The organism is Caballeronia sp. INDeC2 (genome assembly GCF_023631325.1).
Taxonomy (GTDB): Bacteria; Pseudomonadota; Gammaproteobacteria; order Burkholderiales; family Burkholderiaceae; genus Caballeronia.
This window is the reverse complement of the sequence record NZ_JALQDG010000055.1, coordinates 1-17,415: the sequence shown is the minus strand read 5'-3', so window position 1 is coordinate 17,415 and position 17,415 is coordinate 1. Positions and strand designations below refer to the sequence as shown.

Annotated in this window: 2 protein-coding genes; both read right to left on the bottom strand. The window is 67.5% G+C overall.

Annotated elements, in window-relative coordinates; genetic code table 11:
- Positions 1–5,300: non-ribosomal peptide synthetase (locus tag NCS28_RS32950; protein WP_250517959.1), on the bottom strand; the 5,300-nt coding region annotated here is incomplete at its 3' end.
- A complete protein-coding gene (locus NCS28_RS32945) occupies positions 5,293–17,385 on the bottom strand; it encodes a non-ribosomal peptide synthetase (RefSeq protein ID WP_250517958.1) in 12,093 nt (4,030 codons plus the stop codon). The genes NCS28_RS32950 and NCS28_RS32945, both read right to left, overlap by 8 nt.
- Between the last annotated feature and the right edge of the window lie 30 nt (positions 17,386–17,415).

Sequence of the window (17,415 nt, the reverse complement as noted above, 5' to 3'; positions counted from 1 at the left end):
GTCTCGTGACGCGCGACGATCGCCTCGAAGCTCGCGCGCAATGCTGCGCGATCCACCGGCCCACGCAAACGCAAGCCGCCCGCCACGTGATACGCGCTGCTCTCGGGCGACAGTTGCCACAAGAACCACAACCGCTGCTGCGCGAACGATGCTTCCGTGCGTGCTCGGACATCGTCGGGCAGACGACGAATCGCATCGTCGGAATCAGAAACAAGAGAGGGCACAGAAGCTGGCACAGGCGCAAGTATCGACGCCAGTTGCGCGAGTGTATGCCGCTCAAACAATTGCTTCGGCGTGAGCTTGATGCCTGCCTTCTTCGCTCGCGCGACGACTTTCAGCCCCAGAATCGAATCGCCGCCCGCCTCGAAGAAATTGCGATCACGCCGCAACGCGGATGCTTCGATCGAAAGAACTTCGCTCCAGATGCACGCCAGTCGCTGTTCCATGTCCCCGCGCGGCGCGTGCTGCGCGTCGACCTGAGCCGCAGGCTCTTCATGCAACGCCGTGAAACGCGCGCGCAAGGCTGCGCGATCGAGCTTGCCGTTCGCATTGAGCGGCAACGCCTTCTCGACGACGACGTCGCCCGGCACCATGTAATCCGGCAACACGCGCGACGCATGCGCGATCAGCGCGTCCGCATTCACGTCGCCCACCACGCACGCACCCAGGCGCTTCGCGCCATTCACGTCATACGCGAGCACCGCCGCCGCGCGCACGCCGGCGAACGCTTGCAGCACGCGCTGTACTTCATCCGGCTCGACACGGTAGCCCCGAATCTTGATCTGATCGTCTGCGCGCCCGAGGTATTCCAGCGTGCCGTCAGCGGCGATGCGCGCCAGGTCTCCCGAGCGATACACGCGCTCGCCTGGCACGAACGGGTCCGGCACGAAGCGTTCGGCGCTGCGCCCCGGCTGACCGTGATAGCCGCGTGCCACGCCTGCGCCGCCGAGATACAGCTCGCCCATCGCGCCTGCGGAGGCCGGGTTCATATGCTCGTCGAGCACGTAGATGCGCGCATCGGGCAGCGCCGCGCCCAAGGGCAGGCCGCGTTGCGTGTCGTGATCGTGAGTCAACGCGTGCATCGCGATGCCGACCGTCGTCTCCGTCGGTCCGTAGTGATTGAAGATGCGGCACGCCGGCGCGAGCGCAGCGACCTGCGCGAGCAGCGCCGCCGAAGTCGCTTCGCCGCCGACGATCAACGCGCGCCCGGGCAGCACGGCGCGTGCATCGGCAGCGCACAGCAGCGCTGACAAATGACTCGGCACGATCTTCAGCACATCGATGCGATGCTGCGCCATATACTGCGCGAACGCATCGGGATTGAACGCCCGGTCGGGCGAAATCAGATGCAGCGTGCCCGCCGAGCAGAGCGCACCGAACAGCGCGGTGTGTCCGAGATCGGCAGCGGGCGTCGAGACCATCGCGAAGGCCGCGCCCTCACCGACGCCGATCGTCCTCAGCATGCCGCGCACATAGTTGCCGAGCGCCGCATAGCTCACCGTGACGCCCTTGGGCTTGCCCGTCGAACCGGATGTGTAGATGAGATACGCGGCCTGTGCCCCGTGCAGTGCGCGAAGCGGCGCAACCGCGCTGGCGTCGGCATCGAACGCAAGCGGCAGCACCGTCCCGATGGACGACGCGATGTCGGCCGGGTACGCGCCCGCGTGCAGCAGCGCGATCGCGCCGCTGTCCGCCAACTGCGCGGCGTTGCGCGCGGCGGGTAGTTGCGGATCGAGCGGCACCCACGTCGCGCCCGCCTTGAAGCAGGCCAGCATGCCGAGCACCATCTCGGCGCTGCGCGGCGCATGAATCGCGACGCGTGTTTCCGGTCCGCAGCCTGCCGCGACGAGGCGCGACGCGAGCGCGTTCGCGGCGACATCCAGCTCGGCGTAACGGAGCGCGCGGGTTTCGTCGCGCACGGCGATGCGATCGGGATAGCGCGCGACGCTGCCTTGCCAGAGCGTGAGCACATCGTCGGCGTGTTCTGTGGCGGTGACGCTTTTCATCACGGCGCGATCGGGCGCGGCGACGAGCGCCTCGGCCATCTCGCGCAGAACCGACTCGAAGCGGCGAGCGAACATATCGTCGAACACGGCGTCGTCATACGCGAGCGTGCACTCGATGCCCGTCGCGCGATTGACGAAGTCCAGTGCGAGATCGAAATGCGCGGCATCGTTCGCAAGCACGTCGAGACGGGTCCTCAGCGGCGCGAAGGCGTCCAGCGAAAACGCGCGCTGCTCCGTGAGCTTGACCTGAAACAGCCCATCGTCGGCGCGCGCCCGATTCGGCAGCAACGCCGCGACGAGCCGGTCGTATGGCACATCGCGATGTTCATGCGCGGCGAGCACAGCTTCCTTCGCGCAAGCCACGAGCGCATCAGGCGTCGAATCGTCCTCGACGACCATCCGCAACACCTGCATGTTGATGAAATAGCCGATGACCGACTGCGCGTCTTCATGCCTGCGGCTCGACATCGGCGCACCGATGCGGATATCGCGCTTGCCGCTCGTCGCGCGCAACGCGGCGCTAAACACCGCGAGCATCGTCATGAAGAGCGACGCCTGCTGCGCGCGTCCGCTTTCCCTGAGCTGCCGCGACAGCGCTTCGGGCAGACTGAAAACGTGGTTGCGCTGGGCGCCCGTCGCGGCGGTCCGGCGCTCGAAGAGACGCGCACTGCGCGATGCGTCGCCGTGCGCGCACAACTGCGCCCGCCAGTATTCGATCTGCCGGTCGATCGCGGCGCGATCGGATTGCGCGTGCTCCCATGCAGCGAATTCCGCGTATTGAGGCGGCGTCGCGTCCATATCCGCCGCGCCCGACTGCGTAACATCGGCGCAATACGCATTCGCGAGTGCTTCGAGCAGCACGTTCACCGAAAGACCATCCGCGATGATGTGATGCAGCGAGATCACGAGTCGATGCGCATGCTCACCGACGCGCACGAGTTGCGCGCGCAGCAGCGGCCCGCGTTCGAGATTAAAGGGCGCGCGCGCCGTGTCCTGAATCAGTCGTTCGAGCGCGGCGCGATCGCCGCCGGCGTCGATGAACGGCAAGGTGATCAGCGCGCCTTCCTCGATGATCTGCAGCGGCTCGCCGTCATCGTCCAGTTCGAAACGCGCGCGCAGAATCTCGTGTCGGGAGATGAGCGTATCGAAGGCGCGCTGCATTGCATCGCATTGCAAGTCGCCGTAAATCGACAGTACGCCGCTCATGTTGTAAGCGTTGCTCTCGGGATCGTGCGCCCAGGTCATCCACAGCGCGCGCTGCGCAGGCGAGGCCCGCACGATGCGGCGCTGTGCAGGCGTCAGGCGCACGAACGGCGCTTGTTGGCGCAACGCGCCCGCCGCGATGCGCTTCTCGATCTCCGCCGCCGCCACGCGCAAGGAAGGCGCGGTGAAGACATCGCGCGCGTCGTAGGCGATCCGCCACTGCGCGCTCACATCGGCGGCGACGCGCACGGCGGCGAGCGAATTGCCGCCGAGCCGGAAAAAGCTGTCGTCGCGGCGCGTCGGTGCGATGTCGAGCGCCTTGTTCCAGATCGCCGCGAGCGGCGCCTCGATGCCGGTGAAGGTCTCGCACGGCTGAGTTGTGGCCGGCTCGCCGTCGATGCGCTCGCCTCTCACGAACCACGCATACGCTTCGAGCGAGCGATCGACGAAGCGCTTCACGCACGCCGCGCGCTGCACCTTGCCGCTCGAGGTCTTCGGCAACGCGCCCGGTTCGAGCAGCACGACCGCGGCCGCCGGCTCGCCGCATGCGAGCGCGACCGCTTCGCTCACCGCCGATGCAAGCGCTTCGGCCGTCACGAGCTTGCGCACGCTGCGCGACACCTCGGCCGCCACGCCGATGCACTCGCCGCCGTCGAGTTGCACCGCGAAGGCCGCGACGCGTCCGCGTCGCACGAGCTCGACATCACGCTCGATCGCAAGCTCCAGATCCTGCGGATAGAGATTGCGTCCGCGCACGATCAGCAGGTCCTTGACACGTCCGGCCACATAGAGACCGTCATCGAGCACGAAGCCCAGATCGCCCGTGCGCAGCCAGCGCGCGCCCGCACGTTCGACGAAGCTCTCGGCCGTCGCGTCCGGGCGACGCCAGTATCCCGCCGTCACGCTCGGACCACTCACCCAGATCTCGCCGATCTCGCCATTGGAAAGCGCCTCGCCGCGCTCGCGATGCGCGATCATCACCGCATGATCCGCAGGCGGCACGCCGCACGACACGAGCGTCACGTCGCTTTCTTGCGCTCGTTCGGCGATGCCGCGTTCGAGCGCATCCGCACGCAGCGACGCGGTCGTCACACCCGCGCCGCGCTGCACACCCGTCGCGAGCAGCGTCGCTTCCGCAAGCCCGTAGCACGGATACAGCGCGCGCGCGTCGAAACGGAGCGACGCGAAGCGCTCGACAAACGCATCGAGCGTCGCATGGCGCACCGGCTCAGATCCCGAAAAGGCGACGCGCCAGCTCGACAGATCGAGCGCGGCGAGCTGATCGTCGCCGATGCGATCCGCGCATAGCCGATACGAGAAATCGGGGCCGCCCGAGATCGTGCCGCGATGACGCGAAATCGCATCGAGCCAGCGGACCGGCCGCTCCAGAAAGTATTGCGGCGACATCAGCACGAGCGGAATGCCGCTGAAAACCGGCTGCGACATCGAGCCGATGAGGCCCATGTCGTGATACAGCGGCAACCAGCTGACGAACACATCGCGCGCGCTCACGCCGAGGCGCTCGCGGATCGCGATCTCGTTCGCCCACAGGCAGCCGTGCGTGACCATCACGCCCTTGGGCGTGGACGTCGATCCGGACGTGTATTGCAGAAACGCGAGATCCTTCGATGCGGCGGGCGCCGCGTCGAAGGCGTCCGCGTCTGCTTCGAGCGCATCGACTTCGATCACGCGCGCGTTCGGCGCAATCGATGCGAACGCTTCACGATAACGCTCGGCCAACGCGCGCGTGGTCAGCACGAAGCGTGCGTCCGCATCGTTCGCGATGGCCGAAAGACGCGCGAGATGTTGCGTGCGCAGGGTCTCCGGCGGATACGCGGGCACCGCGACGGCCCGCGCATAGAGGCACCCGAAAAACGATGCGACGTAGTCCGCGCCGCTGTCCATGAGCAGCAACGCGCGTTCGCCCGCCGCGTCCGCGCGCTGCAACGAGGCGGCGATACGCGCCGCGTAGCCGTCCAGTCGCGCGTAATTCCACGCGGTGTCGCCATTCGCATCGACGACGACGAGCGCCGTATCGTCGCCCCGGGTCGCCGCGAGTTCGCGCAGGCGCTCGATCATGTTGTCAGCCATGTGCCAGTCCTTCCTGTTCTGCTTCGCTCTTGCTCAATGCTTCGAGGCGTGCCGCGAGATCTCGCAGCAGCGCCGGATGCCGGACGATGCCGACGTGATCCGTCTCGATGGTGCCCGCGCGAACCGTTTCTCCCGCGCTGCACGCGCGCCAGCGCGCGGTCTTCGCATCAAGCGCGGCGGCGTCGGCGTCCGCTTGCGACCACCACAGCGTGAGCGGCGCGCGAACCTTGCGCGTGCGCCACGCCTGCGTCAGCGCCTGGAGTTGCTCGATGGCGATCAGCGCATGACCGATCACGTTCGCGTCGCCCGCCGCATCGCCCAGTTCGGCGCGCCATTGCCGGCGCGCGTCGTCGGCGCCGTCCCAGAACGCCGCGATCTCTTCGCTCGTTGCGGTCCTGCGGCGCGCCACGACATCGCGCGCGCGGTCCGCATCGAGCGTCGCGTCCTGCTGCATGCCGGCATCGACCAAGCCGATGAAGTCCACGGTCTCGCCCGCCGCCTCCAGTTGCGCCGCGATTTCGACCGCGAGCAGCCCGCCCAGCGACCACCCGACCAGGCGATACGGACCGCGCGGCTGCACGCGCCGCACGCGTTGGGCGTAATCGCGCGCGAGTACGTCGAGGTCGCTTGCCCACCAGTCCGGCTCGCCGTAGACCGGCGACTGCACGCCGTGAACGCTCGCGATGCCGTCGAGATACCGCGCGAGCGTGCGGTATTCGGCGATCAGCCCATAAGCGGGATGGATCGCGAAGACGTCCACGGGTGCGCCGGATGCGTTCATCGGCACGATGCTCGCGGGCGCGGCGTCGCGTTGCAGACCGACCTGCGCATCGAGATAGGCGGCCAGATCGCTGAGACGCGGCCGCGCGAAGATCGCCTCGATGCCGAGCGCGGGCAGCATCGCCTCCCGCGCGAGATGCGCGACTTGCAGCGTGCGCAGCGAATCGCCGCCGAGCGCGAAGAAATCGTCGTCGGGGCCGGCATGCGTCACGCCGAGGACGCTCCGCCAGATGGCGGCGAGCGCGTGCTCCGTCGCGGTTTGCGGCTCGTTGCCCGAGGCCGCGTCGCGGGCGAGCGAAGGCAGCGGCAGCGCGTTGAGATCGAGCTTGCCGTTGGGTGAAAGCGGCAACGCGACGAGCGTGACGATGCGCTGCGGCACCATGTACGCGGGCAGTTGCGCGGCGAGCGCGAGGCGCAACGCGTGAACGTCGACGTTGCTGTCGACGCCATCGTGCTCGTTCGCGGGCGCGACATAGCCGACGAGCATCGGCTCGCCGCCGATCGTCTTGACCGCTGCGGCCGAATCGCGCACGCCGGGCTGCGCGCGCAGCGCCGCTTCGATTTCCCCGAGCTCGATGCGAAAGCCGCGGATCTTCACCTGATGATCGATCCGGCCCAGATATTCGAGTTCGCCCGCCGCATTCCAGCGCGCGAGATCGCCGGTGAGATAGAGCCGCGCGCCCGTGCCGCCCGCATCGAACGGATCGGGAATGAAGCGCTCCGCCGTGAGACCAGGCCGATTCAGATAGCCGCGCGCGAGCAGCGCCCCGCCGATCGCCACCTCGCCCTTCACGCCGACGGGCGCGAGCGTGAGTTCGGGCGTCAAGACATGGATCGCGCGGCCCGTAAGCGGCGTGCCGATCGGCGCCTGCGCGGGCAATGCGTCGATGTTCCCCGCGGCGCTGCAATCGAAGGTCGAGGCCGTGACCGCCGCCTCAGTCGGGCCGTAGGTGTTCAGCAGCTTCACATGCGCGAGCGCGGGCGACGCGCGCCATTTCTTCAATGCGGCGAGCGACATCGCTTCGCCGCCCGCGTGGACGCGCCGCAAGACGCCGAAGTCCGTGACGCCTGCCGACGCGAAGTCCTGCACGAGCACCTGCCAGTACGCGGTCGTCAGATCGGCGACGGTGAAGCGGTCGGCCAGCAGCCGCTCGTGGAACGTGACGCTGTCCCATAGCTGCGGCCCGCGCAGCACGACCGACGCGCCGATGCACAGCGCGGGAAACAGCTGCTCGACGAAGCCGTCGAAATTGAAGGTCGCGAACTGCAATACGCGGTCCGCGCGCGTGAGGCCGAAAAAGCCGATCGCCACCTCGACGTGACCCGCGAACGCCGCATGCGCGATGCCGACGCCCTTCGGCTTGCCGGTCGAACCCGACGTGTAGATCACATACGCGAGATGCTGCGCGTGCGGCGTCACCGATGGATCATCGTGGCGCGCGCCCGACGCTTCGATCGTCTCCACCTCCATGACACGCAGTTCGTCAGGCACGCTCACGCTCGGGCGCACCGCGCGCTGCGTCAGAAGTAGCGCGATTCCGCTGTCCTCGATCATGTGCGCGAGGCGCGCGGCAGGATAGGCGAGATCCAGCGGAACATAGGCCGCGCCCGCCTTGAGCACGCCGAAGAGCGCGACGACCATCTCCATCGAACGCTCGACCGCCACGCCCACCTTGTCATCCGGGCCGACGCCGCACGCGATTAGCGCGTGCGCGATACGGTTCGCGCGCGCGTTGAGCTCACCATAGCTAATGCGTGTGGCTTCGAAGACGAGCGCGGTATCGTCCGGATGGGCGGCCGCGTGCGCTTCGAAGCGGCGGTGCACGAGTTCCGCGTTGGCGTCGAGCGGCGCGCCATGCATGAAGCGCGCGAGCTGGCGGCGCTCGGCATCGTCGGTCAGCGCGAAGCAGCGGACCTGCGGTTGTCGCGCGGCCTGCTCGAGAACGGCCACGTAACTGTCGATGATGCGCGCCACGGTGTGTTCATCGAAGATATCGGTCGCGTAATTCAGGCCGATGTGCAGTCCGCCATGCGTATCGACCGAAATCTGCATCGAGAGATCGAACTGCGCCGTGCCGGTGCCACCTGCCAGCGCGCTCGCCTCGATGCCCGGCATCGCGAGCGGCGCGCCGGCTTCGCTGTAGTCGAACATCACCTGGAAGAGCGGCGTATGGCTCATGCTGCGTTGCGGCTGGAGGCGCTCGACCAGCTTCGCGAACGGGATCGCCGCGTTATCCTGCGCGCCGAGGACGCGCTCGCGAACCTGTGCGACGCGCGCATCGAAGGACGCGCCGGGCGGCGTATCGACGCGAATCACGACGGTGTTGACGAAGAAGCCGATCAGCGACTGCGTTTCCAGGCGCTCGCGGCCCGCCACCGGCACGCCGATGCGCACGTCGCGCTGACCGCTGTAGCCTTGAAGCACCGCGCCGAACGCGGCAAGCATCGTCATGAAGCGCGTCGCGCCCGCTCTGCGTGAGACGGCGTCCAGCGTGCGCGTGAGAGCTTCGTCGATGGAACGCTCGACCCATGCGCCCGCGCTGCTCGCCGCACCATGCCGCACGCGGTCCACGGGCAGTTCGAGCAACGGCTGCTCATCGCCGAGCTCTTGTTGCCAGTAGGCGTACTGGGCTTGCAGCGCCGCTTCGTTCAGGTGCGCGCGTTGCCACGTGGCGTAATCGCCGTACTGGATCGGCAGCGCGTCGAGTTCGCGTGCGTCGTTCGCGTAAAGCTGCGAGAACTCGCGCAGCAGAATCGTCTGCGACCACGCATCCGAGACGATATGCGGCATCGCGAAGTGCAGCACCGCGTCCTCTTCACCGCATGCGAGCAATGCCACGCGCAGCATCGGACCTGCGCGCAGATCGAACGGTTCGTGTGAGAGCGCCTGTAGCTGTGCTTCGCCTTCGTAGCGCGACTCGGTCCATCGATATCGCGGTGTGGCTTCCACCACTTGCCACGTCTGTCCGTCTTCTTCGACGAAGCGGGTGCGCAAGCTTTCGTGACGCATCACCAGACGGTTCAGCGCTGCGCGCATCGCTGATTTGTCGAGTTGGCCCTTCAGCCGCACCGCACCCGCGATCGTGTACGCCGCGCTCGTCGGCTCCAGATTCCACAGGAACCAGAGGCGTTCCTGCGCATAGGTCAGTGGAATGCGCTGTTGCGCGTCTCGTCGAACGATAGGTGCTACAGCGCGCGTTTGCCCCGCTTCCAGCTCCGCCGCCAGACTCTCCAGCACCGGATGCATGAACAGCGTCGCCAGCGTCACCTCTCGCCCCAACTCCTGGCGGATGCGCGACGCCACCTGCATCATCAGCAGCGAGTGACCACCGATCTCGAAGAAGTTCTCCGTCACGCCGATGTGCTCGCGTCCCAGCACCGCCTGCCAGATCGACAGCAGTTCGCCTTCGAGCGCCGTGCGCGGCGCGACGTGCTCTCGTTGCGCCGGCGCTCGCGGCGCGGGCAACGCCGCGCGATCCACCTTGCCGTTTTGCATCAGCGGCAGCGCATCAAGCGTCACGAATGAGGCCGGTACCATGTAGCCCGGCAAGCGCGCTTCGAGTGTGCGGCGCAGCGTGCGATGATCCGACTGACCGACCACGTAGCCCACCAGTTGACGCGCTTCGCCTTCGCCCGCCAGCGCCACCACCGCCGCGCTCACGCCCTCCACCTGACGCAGCGCCGCCTCGATCTCGCCCAGTTCGATACGAAACCCGCGTAGCTTCACCTGCTGATCCAGACGGCCGAGGAAATCGATGCTTCCATCCGCGCGACGGCGGCACAGATCGCCGCTGCGATACAGACGCGCACCCGGCGTGCGCGGGTCCGGCACGAAGCGCTCGGCCGTGAGTCCCGCACGATTCAGATAGCCACGCGCGAGTGTCAGCCCGCCGATGCACAACTCGCCCAGCCCGCCCACCGGCACTTCATTGCCGAAGCGATCGAGCACCTGCACCGAACGCGACGCATACGGCTCGCCGATCGACACAATGCTCTGCCGCGTGTCCGCTTCGGTCGTCTCGCGGTACATGCACGCGACCGTCGTTTCGGTCGGGCCGTAGAGGTTGTCGAGCCGGATATGCGCGAGCGGCCCGCGACGCCACTGCGCGAGCGCATCGCCCGGCAGCCCCTCGCCGCCCACGGTGATCTGACGCAGACAAGCAAGGTCCTGCGCGGGCGGTGGCGTGCGCAGCCACTGCTGCCAGTACGCGGTCGGAATGCGCGAGAAGGTCACGCCGCCGTCCCTCAGATGACGGCTCGTCGTGTCGATGTCCCACAACTGCGCACCGCGCATCTCCACTTGCCCGCCCTGCATCAGCGCGGGCAGCATCTCGTGCAGCGCGACATCGAAATTGATCGTCGACGATTGCAGTTGCGTGTCGTGCGAGGTGATGCCGTAGCGACCGATGAAATCATCCAGATGGCGCGACAGCGACACATGACTGACCGCGACGCCCTTGGGCTTGCCCGTGGAGCCGGACGTGTAGATCACATACGCCAGTTGCTCGGGATGAAGCGTGACATCGGAGGCTTCATCGGGGAACGCATCGAGAGCATTCACATCGATGATGTCGAGCCCCGCGAACAACGCAGCGCACGTGGCGATGGTCGCGGCATCGGCGATCACGCAGCGCACGCCGGCATCGTCGAGCATCACGCTCAGGCGCTCGGCGGGATAGGCCGGATCGAGCGGCACGAACGCGCCGCCCGAGCGCAACGTGCCCACGAGCGCCGCGATCAGCGCGGGCGAGCGCGTCAGGCACAGCCCCACGCGTGATTCGGCGCGCACCCCGCGCGCCTGCAGCGCATGCGCGATGCGCGCGGACCACGCCTGCAATGCGCCATAGCTCAGGCGCTCGCCTTCGCAATGCACGGCGTTGGCTTCGGGCATGCGACGCGCCCGCGCCGCGATGCGCTCGCCGACTGGTGCGAAAGCGTGCGCGGCCAATTTGGGTGCGGGCCGAAGCGCTTCGAGCGTGAGCGCACCGAGCGGCGCATCGCCTTGCGCGCCGAATTGCTCCAGCAGCGACACGTAATGATCGAGCATGCGCGCGACGGTCGATTCATCGAACACATCGCGTGCATACGTGAATGACACTTCCAGGCCTTCGCCACGCTCACGCGCTGTCAGAACCAGATCGAAACGCGCGGTCCCGGTCGTCGATTCGACCGGCGTTACAACAAGTCCCGGCAGGCTGAACGACTCGTTCGCAAGCGCGGGCTCGAAATTGAACATCACGTTGAAAAGCGGTGTTTGCGCGAGACTACGGCCGGGGCTCAGCGCATCCACCACGCGCGAGAACGGCGCCGCCTGATGCGCCTGCGCTTCGAGCACGCGCTCACGCAGATGCGCGAAGAGATCGTCGATCGTGCGCAGTCCGGCCAGCTCGCCGCGGATCACGAGCGTATTGACGAAGAAGCCGATCAGCGGCTGCGTTTCGCTGCGCTCGCGCCCCGCAACCGGCACGCCAACGCGCACGTCCTCGCTGGCGCTGTAGCGCGCAAGCAGCAGGTCGAACGCGGCGAGTAGCACAACAAACGCCGTTGTGCTATGACTTCGCGCCGCCTCCTGCACGCCGTCCCGCGCGCGCGATGCCAATGCGACGCTCACGCGCCCGCCATCCTGGCTGCGCATGCCGCCAGGCATGCGATCGTAGGGCAACGTCACCAGAGGCTCATCGCCGGCGAGGCGCGTGCGCCAGAAATCGAGATCGTCATCGATGCGCGCCTGTGCGTGCGCGTCGCGTTGCCATAGCGCGTAATCGGCATATTGCACAGGCGGCGCGGGCAGCGGCGCAGTGCGTCCGTCGCGGGCCATCGCGTAGGTTTGCGCGAACTCGTCGATCATGATCTGCACGGACCACGCATCCGACACGATGTGATGCACGACGAATTGCAGCAGATGTTCGTCAGCACGGAGGCGGATCAGAGTGACGCGCAGAAGCGGACCCTGCTCCAACGCGAACGGCGCGCGCGCGATCGAGCGCAACGCCGCCGCGACGCGTTCATCGCGCACGTCGGAAGGCACGTCCGCGAAATCGAGCACGGACCACCCGTAGTCGGCCAGGTCCGAGACGAGTTGCACCGGCACGTCGTCGCGCTCCGTGACGCGCGTGCGCAAGCTGTCATGCCGCGCGACCAGCGTCGCGAGCGCGCCGCGCAGGGCGTCGTGGTCGAGCTGGCCTTCCAGGCGCACCGCGCCCGACAGGTTGTAAGCCGGGCTCTCGGGATCGAGCCGCGAGAAGAACCACAGCCGCTCCTGCTCGAACGACAGCGGCGCGGGCGCGCGAAGATCGGCGCGCGCCGGAATGGCCGTTTGCGTTTTCGCATCGTCGGAGAGGGCGTCGATCGCGCGCGCGAGATCAGCGAGCGCAGGATGCGCGAACGCCGCCTGCACCGGCAGATCGATGCCGAAGGCCGTGCGCATCGCGGCCACGGCGCGCAACGCCTTGAGCGATTCGCCGCCGAGCGCGAAGAAGTCGTCGTGCGCGCCGATGTTGTCGAGGCCCAGCACGCGCGTCCAGATGCTCGCGATGGCCAACTCGGTCGCGGTGGTCGGCGCCGCCTTCGCCGATGATTGGGCCGGCCCCTGAGGCGCGGGCAATGTGTTGCGATCGAGCTTGTTGTTGTGCGTGAGCGGCAGCGCATCGAGCGTCACGAAGCGCTGCGGCACCATGTACGGCGGCAAGTGCCGCGCGAGTTGCGCCTGCCATGCGGCGGCTCCGGCACCTGCATCGGTGCCTGCATCGGCGACGCTCACCACGTAGCCGACCAGCAAGGGCTCGCCCGCCACTTCCTTCACGCCGGCCGCGGCATCGCGCACGCCGTCGAGACGCCGCAACTGCGCCTCGATCTCGCCCAGCTCGATCCGAAAACCGCGCAGCTTCACCTGATGATCCGCGCGGCCGACATACACAAGGCGTCCGCCTTCCACGCGGCACAGGTCGCCCGTGCGATACAGCCGCGCGCCCGTGCCGAAGGGATCGGGCACGAAGCGTTCCGCCGTCAGCGCCGCGCGTCCGAGATAGCCGCGCGCGAGATTCGTCCCGCCGATGCACAGCTCGCCGATGCCGCCCGTCGGCACGCGCGCGCCGCTCGCATCGATCAGAAGGAAGGTCGTGCCTTCGATCGGCTCGCCGAGCGTGATGGGCGTCGACGCCGCCCCGTTTTCCAGGTGCGCGACGCTCGACCAGACCGTGGTTTCGGTCGGCCCGTAGAGATTCCAGAGATCGACGCCGCGCGCGAGCAATCGCGCCGCAAGCTCGCGCGGCAACGCCTCGCCGCCGCACAGCGCCTTGAACTTGCGCGAACCGGCGTGCGCGCCCGCCCAGCCGCCTTCGAGCAGCACTTTCCAGCCCATCGGCGTCGCCTGCATCATCGTTGCGCCTGAACGCGAGACGAGCGCGGCGAGACGTTCGCCATCGGTCACCTCTTCGCGCGACGCAAGTTCGATCCGCGCGCCCACGATCAGCGGCAGATAAAGCTCGAGTGCGGCGATGTCAAAGGACAGCGTCGTCACGCTGAGGCACACGTCAGCAGCGTCGATGCCCGGCCGCTCGCGCATGCTTTCGAGGAAGCGCGCAAGCGCATCGTGCGACACGCCGACGCCCTTGGGCTTGCCCGTCGATCCCGATGTGTAGATGACGTAGGCGAGTTGCTCGGCATGGACACGCACCGGCTTGAAGGTCGCGAGCGGCGTCGCATCGGACGCCGGTTCGAGACGCAGCACGTCGCGCTCGCCCACGATGTCCTCGACGGCGTGCGCGCCCATTTCGTCGGCGATCACGCATGCGACGGCGGCATCGTCGAGCATCATGCCGATGCGCGCCGGCGGCAGGCTGGTGTCGAGCGGCACGTAAGCCGCACCCGAGCGCATCACGCCGATGAGCGCCGCCACCAGTCCGGCCGAGCGCGACACGCAGATGCCGACACGCGACTCGAGCATCACATTGCGCGCCTGCAGTTGCGCGGCGATGCGCGTCGCCCAGGCATCGAGTTCGGCATACGTGAGCGTTTCGTCGCCGGATCGCAGCGCGAGGGCATGCGGCGTGCGCGCGGCCTGCTGCGCGATGCGCTCGGCAACCGGCACGAATGCATAGCCGTCGAGCGGGCGCATCGAGTCGAAGGGGCGCGGCTCGCGGTCGAGTTCGATCTGCGCGGCGCGAACGGCAGCGTCATCGCCGATGTGGACGAGAACGGACACGTAATCGTCGAGCAGGCGACGCGCGGTCGCGGCATCGAAGATATCGGTCGCGTAGTTCAGGCCCAGCGTGAGGCCTTGCCCGGAATCGTCGCCGTCCACTTCCAGAGAAAGGTCGAACTGCGCGCTGCCCGTCGCGCCCGCGATCGGTGCGACATCGATGCCGGGCAGCGAAAGGCGCGAGGATGTCTGCGCGCCATAGTTGAACAGCACCTGAAAAAGCGGCGTATGGCTTGCGCTGCGCTGCGGCTGCAGGCGTTCGACCAGCTTCGCGAAGGGCACGCCAGCGTTCGCCTGCGCGTCCAGCACGCGTTGACGGACATCGGCGAGCAGTGCATCGAAGGGCTGCGTGCCAGCCGTGCGCACACGGATCACGAGCGTGTTCACGAAGAAGCCGATCAGCGGCTCGGTTTCCAGCCGATTGCGCCCCGCCTCGGGCACGCCGATACGGATGTCCTGCTGACCGCTGTAGCGTCCGAGCAAAACGCCGAACGCGGCGAGCATCATCATGAAGCGTGTTGCGCCGTGGGTTTTCGCCACCGACTCGAGCTTGCTGGCGAGCATCGGATCGAGACGGCGTTCGATCGTCGCGCCTGCGCTGTCGCGAGCGCCATGCCGCACGCGGTCCACCGGCAGTTCGAGCAACGGTTGCTCATCGCCGAGTTCTTGTTGCCAGTAGGCGTACTGGGCTTGCAGCGCCGCTTCGTTCAGGTGCGCGCGTTGCCACGTGGCGTAATCGCCGTACTGGATCGGCAGCGCGTCGAGTTCGCGTGCGTCGTTCGCGTAAAGCTGCGAGAACTCGCGCAGCAGAATCGTCTGCGACCACGCATCCGAGACGATATGCGGCATCGCGAAGTGCAGCACCGCGTCCTCTTCACCGCATGCGAGCAATGCCACGCGCAGCATCGGACCTGCGCGCAGATCGAACGGTTCGTGTGAGAGCGCCTGTAGCTGTGCTTCGCCTTCGTAGCGCGACTCGGTCCATCGATATCGCGGTGTGGCTTCCACCACTTGCCACGTCTGTCCGTCTTCTTCGACGAAGCGGGTGCGCAAGCTTTCGTGACGCATCACCAGACGGTTCAGCGCTGCGCGCATCGCTGATTTGTCGAGTTGGCCCTTCAGCCGCACCGCACCCGCGATCGTGTACGCCGCGCTCGTCGGCTCCAGATTCCACAGGAACCAGAGGCGTTCCTGCGCATAGGTCAGTGGAATGCGCTGTTGCGCGTCTCGTCGAACGATAGGTGCTACAGCGCGCGTTTGCCCCGCTTCCAGCTCCGCCGCCAGACTCTCCAGCACCGGATGCATGAACAGCGTCGCCAGCGTCACCTCTCGCCCCAACTCCTGGCGGATGCGCGACGCCACCTGCATCATCAGCAGCGAGTGACCACCGATCTCGAAGAAGTTCTCCGTCACGCCGATGTGCTCGCGTCCCAGCACCGCCTGCCAGATCGACAGCAGTTCGCCTTCGAGCGCCGTGCGCGGCGCGACGTGCTCTCGTTGCGCCGGCGCTCGCGGCGCGGGCAACGCCGCGCGATCCACCTTGCCGTTTTGCATCAGCGGCAGCGCATCAAGCGTCACGAATGAGGCCGGTACCATGTAGCCCGGCAAGCGCGCTTCGAGTGTGCGGCGCAGCGTGCGATGATCCGACTGACCGACCACGTAGCCCACCAGTTGACGCGCTTCGCCTTCGCCCGCCAGCGCCACCACCGCCGCGCTCACGCCCTCCACCTGACGCAGCGCCGCCTCGATCTCGCCCAGTTCGATACGAAACCCGCGTAGCTTCACCTGCTGATCCAGACGGCCGAGGAAATCGATGCTTCCATCCGCGCGACGGCGGCACAGATCGCCGCTGCGATACAGACGCGCACCCGGCGTGCGCGGGTCCGGCACGAAGCGCTCGGCCGTGAGTCCCGCACGATTCAGATAGCCACGCGCGAGTGTCAGCCCGCCGATGCACAACTCGCCCAGCCCGCCCACCGGCACTTCATTGCCGAAGCGATCGAGCACCTGCACCGAACGCGACGCATACGGCTCGCCGATCGACACAATGCTCTGCCGCGTGTCCGCTTCGGTCGTCTCGCGGTACATGCACGCGACCGTCGTTTCGGTCGGGCCGTAGAGGTTGTCGAGCCGGATATGCGCGAGCGGCCCGCGACGCCACTGCGCGAGCGCATCGCCCGGCAGCCCCTCGCCGCCCACGGTGATCTGACGCAGACAAGCAAGGTCCTGCGCGGGCGGTGGCGTGCGCAGCCACTGCTGCCAGTACGCGGTCGGAATGCGCGAGAAGGTCACGCCGCCGTCCCTCAGATGACGGCTCGTCGTGTCGATGTCCCACAACTGCGCACCGCGCATCTCCACTTGCCCGCCCTGCATCAGCGCGGGCAGCATCTCGTGCAGCGCGACATCGAAATTGATCGTCGACGATTGCAGTTGCGTGTCGTGCGAGGTGATGCCGTAGCGACCGATGAAATCATCCAGATGGCGCGACAGCGACACATGACTGACCGCGACGCCCTTGGGCTTGCCCGTGGAGCCGGACGTGTAGATCACATACGCCAGTTGCTCGGGATGAAGCGTGACATCGGGGGCTTCATCGGGGAACGCATCGAGAGCATTCACATCGATGATGTCGAGCCCCGCGAACAACGCAGCGCACGTGGCGATGGTCGCGGCATCGGCGATCACGCAGCGCACGCCGGCATCGTCGAGCATCACGCTCAGGCGCTCGGCGGGATAGGCCGGATCGAGCGGCACGAACGCGCCGCCCGAGCGCAACGTGCCCACGAGCGCCGCGATCAGCGCGGGCGAGCGCGTCAGGCACAGCCCCACGCGTGATTCGGCGCGCACCCCGCGCGCCTGCAGCGCATGCGCGATGCGCGCGGACCACGCCTGCAATGCGCCATAGCTCAGGCGCTCGCCTTCGCAATGCACGGCGTTGGCTTCGGGCATGCGACGCGCCCGCGCCGCGATGCGCTCGCCGACTGGTGCGAAAGCGTGCGCGGCCAATTTGGGTGCGGGCCGAAGCGCTTCGAGCGTGAGCGCACCGAGCGGCGCATCGCCTTGCGCGCCGAATTGCTCCAGCAGCGACACGTAATGATCGAGCATGCGCGCGACGGTCGATTCATCGAACACATC

Coding starts and splice junctions, on each gene's coding strand:
- NCS28_RS32945 (WP_250517958.1), bottom strand. CDS start 17,385: ATGCTCGATCATTACGTGTCGCTGCTGGAGCAATTCGGCGCGCAAGGC.